This window comes from Ruegeria sp. HKCCA4008 (genome assembly GCF_013033125.1).
Taxonomy (GTDB): Bacteria; Pseudomonadota; Alphaproteobacteria; order Rhodobacterales; family Rhodobacteraceae; genus Ruegeria.
The window spans coordinates 1-3,837 of sequence record NZ_WQDM01000022.1 but is presented as its reverse complement, the minus strand read 5'-3'; the positions used below and the strand labels follow the sequence as shown (position 1 = coordinate 3,837).

General features: G+C 52.8%; 1 protein-coding gene and 1 pseudogene. Both read left to right on the top strand.

The features are described from left to right. The first annotated feature begins 601 nt into the window (after window positions 1–601). Entirely contained in the window at window positions 602–1,600 is a 999-nt protein-coding gene (locus GOW60_RS20975) for a glycosyltransferase family 39 protein (protein WP_217355666.1), read from the top strand. 1,463 nt (window positions 1,601–3,063) lie between these two features. Further along, window positions 3,064–3,773 (top strand): annotated as a pseudogene (locus tag GOW60_RS20970) (IS6 family transposase). Window positions 3,774–3,837: the final 64 nt, after the last annotated feature.

The window sequence follows — 3,837 nt, the reverse complement described above, 5'->3', positions numbered from 1 at the left end:
ATGATCACCGCGGGTTCAAATCGTTCAGATCGGCCTCAGCTACTATGGACGGCATCGAGGTGGCCAACATGATCCGAAAACGACAATTCCCCTGCACTACGACATCCGGTTTTCGGCTGTTTGCAGAAATCGCAGGATAAGTGTGCCCGGTAAGTCGCTAACTCTGGCCATTCAAAAAGTTTGCGACACATCCTTGGGAACTCGTTGTTCAGATATTCTGTGGGGACGCAATCCGCTGCGGTCGTCCCTGACCGAAACCGCCGATCAAAAGATCACATGTCTCGACGCACCCCTCCCCTGGCGTTGCGCCGACATAGCAGCGTGACAACACCCGTCACGGATCAAAAGGCCGGGTTCAGCGGACGGGAATCATTGTTCCGCAATGTTATTTGATTGACGTGTCGTAAGAATAATCCAAGCTACGGGCATAAGTATGTATTTTCGAAAGTATGTTTCTGGTTAAAGGGTGTGATAGGTGAAAGCAAAATCAGAGTGCCGCTTTTGGATACTGTTTAGTGGCTTGGTGGTGATCGCGGCATTGCTCCGTGTTTATTTGGCGCTCAGTTCTGGCTACCTCTGGGATGAAGAACGAGACTGATTGGTGACAGCCTCGCAGATATCCTTTGACAGTGAAGATCCTTATCTTCCCATGCGTGCCCGTGTTCACGGGGCCATTACAGCCTACCTCGCATATTTTGGATCGGAAATTTTCGGGGAAACCCACTTTGGTTATCGGTTTTTCAGCATTGTATCGGTCGTCGCCTTCGTTGCCTTCATCGGTTTGTTTGCAAAATATCTTTTTGGCAATCTTGCTGCGCTCTTCTCAACTCTTTTCGTAGCTCTGAATGAGTTCCACATTGTAGTGTCCGCAACGGCCATTCAGATGAGTCACTATCTTCTGCTACAATGTGCAGCCATCTACTTTCTCGTGCGAGCCATCCTGGAGAACCGGCCAAAATTCTTTTACCTCGTGGCAGCGTTCAGCGCCTTAGGTTTCCTGTTATACGAACTGGGTGCACTGATGCTGCCCTTTGCGCTGGGTGCTGTCGCCCTCTCGGGGGCGTGGGGCATGTTAAGACCTAAGTATCTGGCGGGGCCCATCTCGTTAGGGCTTGTTATTGCCTCACCCGATATTGCAGCCAATCTCTTTGAGCGGGACGCCGACCAACTCGGCTGGGGACACTTCGCGCAAGGCCTGGGTGGGCTGGACTTCACCGCTGCGTTTCTATCGTTCTTCGGACGTGAACCTTTCGACTTTTTATTTCAGGCAGTTCTGGGCCGTAATTTCCATCTTGAAGGTCGGGAATATGCGGCAATGAACGGCGCATTCGGACTGGCGGTATTCCTTTCAATACTGGCAGCGCTGCGGGTGGGAACCTCAACAGTCGAAGACAGAAAAATACCTATTTTTTCGTCTGTATTATCTTGGCCCTGCTGGTCGGCTTCAGTTTTGTCGGCCCCCGCAAAGGGAATTTCTACAGGTTCTTTGGATGGATGGCCGTCGCGCTCATACCATCTGCGCTGCTGGTGGGTTACGCGTCCGAAAAGCGACTTTTGGGCCCTGCAGTTGCAGTATGCATGGCCATTGCCACGGTCATGAGCCTGTCAAACCTCGTATTCAGAAATTACGGGATGCATTCCTACAGGCTCGTGATCACTCCAAGGGCCGCCTACCCGGACCCGTCCGGGTGCCGCTTGTTCAGAGCCAACTTCGATTTTTGCGACATCTGCGAAAAGCGGACCGAAATAACGGATATTCAGGTTTCAACTCGCGCAGTCCAAAGCGACAGCAATACCTCACCTTATTGCACGTCTTCAGATCCGGGCCTGTTTCTAAAGGTCCCGCACTCTGACGCGGCTGCAGCCAAGGATGACACCGGGGGATATAACATTGAGATCATAGTTCAGACTGACAAAGGGCGCGAAATTTCACTGACTAGGGTCATTCCTGTTTCAACAAGTGATACACCCAAAGTTCCGACCCCGTTTTGGGTGCATGAATGATGGCGAACCGGTATTCTGATCCGGGTCTGTGGAAGATAGGAGCGGTTCCCGTTTTCTTTCTTTTGATCGGCTTTTGGTCAAAATCAAAAAGATCGGGACTATTCTAAATCGGCCCGTCACCCTGATTGAATCCAGAAAACTCTGCTTGCCGCTGGTCCAAAGACTGGTATCGCCTCAAATTGGGCGAACTCTAAACACAAACTGGAGGAGATTTCAGACTTAGATCACTCAAGTCAGATTTTGTGCTTTCACAATGCCGCAACAAGCCTGCCGTTACAAAGTTCCTTGCACTGTCCGGTAGGCGCTGACGTCAGACATCCTTGCACAGATGCTGGCGGTCAACGGATTGTCGATAAATATGATGATATAGAAAAGCGGTGCCAACACTACAGGTGTCAAAGCCTTCGCATCATCCGCGGTAACATCGACGGGCCTCGAACAGAGTCGCAGTAACCTCCAGATACTCCAACGCATTTACTCGCGAGCAAAAGGAAAAGGTGGTGTTTCGGTGGTGCGGCTCATTGTTGGACTTATAACATCTCACGTTAGATCGAATTTGTAACACAACCACCTTATCCTGTCCGATGGACCGGCGTAAGGCAATCACGCGCCGCATGGGTTGCCCGAATAGCGTTCGTCACATACCCCTCTAAAGTTCATAATGGCAATTTCTACGCGCTTCACCACCGCTTGGGCCGAAGGGAGAACGGACGTGATTGGTTCAAGTCGGAGGCCGGTATGCCGGCATCCGACAAGCACGCGGTCACGCACCAAAGGGCGCGGGATTTGCCTGGGTAATTGAACCACCCGAGATATATTCAGGAGATAATTTCTCAAGGTCAGCAACCTGCTTCGTCATGCTTCATCAAGGTCATCGATACAAAAAAGCGCCCGTGAGGCGCTTTTTTCGGTCCGGCTCTAAGCCGGAGCAATGGAAAGGACGACGTGCGCCGCCCTGCCCTTCGGTTATTCGGTTACGCCGTCGTCGTCGTTCCATTTTGGGAAGGCCGCCGGCATTGCCAAGTTGATCGGGTTGTCGTTCTCGGGTAGCGCGGCACCATGACCATACCGACCTCATTGCCTCGGCTGAAGGGCTTCCGTTTCCCTCGTGAAATCATCGCCTATGCGGTGTGGGTATATCATCGGTTTGCTCTCAGCGCGGCGGATATCGTGGACCTTCTGGCGGATCGCGGTGTCATCGTTAGTCGTGAAGCGGTTCGTCCCTGGGTGAACCGTTTCGAGTCTCAGTTCGCAGCTTGTATCCGACGCGACCGGCCTCGGCCGCACGACAATTGGCATATGGACGAAGTGGTCATCCCGATCAACGGCGTAAAACATTGGCTGTGGCGTGCAATCGATGGCAACGGAGACGTACTCGACATTGTGATCCAGCCTCGCCGCAATGCCAAAGCCGCAACGCGTTTCTTCGGTCGGCTGGCGGCTGCCTATGGCGAACCGCGTGTCGTGATCACAGACAAGCTGCGGAGCTACACCAAGCCGATCAAGGCTATCGTATCTGGAAGCCAACCATCGGGCGCACAAGGGGCTCAACAACCGGATCGAAGGGTCGCACCGACCGACGCGAAAGCGGAAAAATGATGGATCGATTCAAGTCACTACGCCAGACGCAACGATTTCTCGTCGCCCACGACCAAATCACCACGATCTTCCGTCCCTGCCGCTATCGCCTTTCCACTCTCCCCTACCGCCATGCTAGAGCCGACGCGTTCAAGCTGTGGGAAGGTTATGCTACGGAACTATCGGCCTGATTGCGCAGTCTCCTACTCGTTTCCATCCACGTCGGATAACTTGGTAATGCCCCTCGAATAACAC